This window comes from Bacillus sp. C28GYM-DRY-1, assembly GCF_030519405.1.
In the GTDB taxonomy this organism is placed as follows: Bacteria; Bacillota; Bacilli; order Bacillales; family Bacillaceae; genus Bacillus; species Bacillus spizizenii_A.
In genome coordinates this window covers 1-433 of the sequence record NZ_JAUMKF010000067.1, presented here as the reverse complement: position 1 = coordinate 433, position 433 = coordinate 1, and the positions used below count along the sequence as shown (strand labels likewise).

At 71.6% G+C, this 433-nt stretch carries 1 protein-coding gene; it reads right to left on the bottom strand.

Going from position 1 to position 433, the window contains the following annotated elements; genetic code table 11:
- The coding region (locus Q3W56_RS20710) for an AMP-binding enzyme (protein ID WP_483298537.1) at positions 1-433 on the bottom strand (433 nt) is incomplete at both ends.

Here is a 433-nt window from a genome sequence, read left to right as displayed (position 1 = left end):
CTCAGCAGGCGTCTCCGGAGCTCGACCGGCACTCACCGCAGCCTCCGGCGTCGGCAGGGCGGAGCGGTCGACCTTGCCGTTGACGGTGAGCGGGAACGCGTCGAGTACGACGACCGCCGACGGGACCATGTACTCAGGGAGGCGGGTGGCGGCGAAGGCCCGCAGCGTCTCGGCGTCCGCGTCCCCGACGGCGTATCCGATCAGTCGTCCGTCGCGCGCCAGCACCACGGCCCGCTCAACCCGCGCATGGGCGGCCAACACCGCCTCGACCTCGCCGAGTTCGACCCGGAACCCGCGGATCTTCACCTGCGCGTCGACACGCCCCACGAACTCCAACTGCCCGTCCGACGCCCAGCGCGCCACGTCACCGGTGCGATACATCCGCCCCGGCCCGTCACCGAAAGGACAGGCCACGAACCGCTCAGCCGTCAGA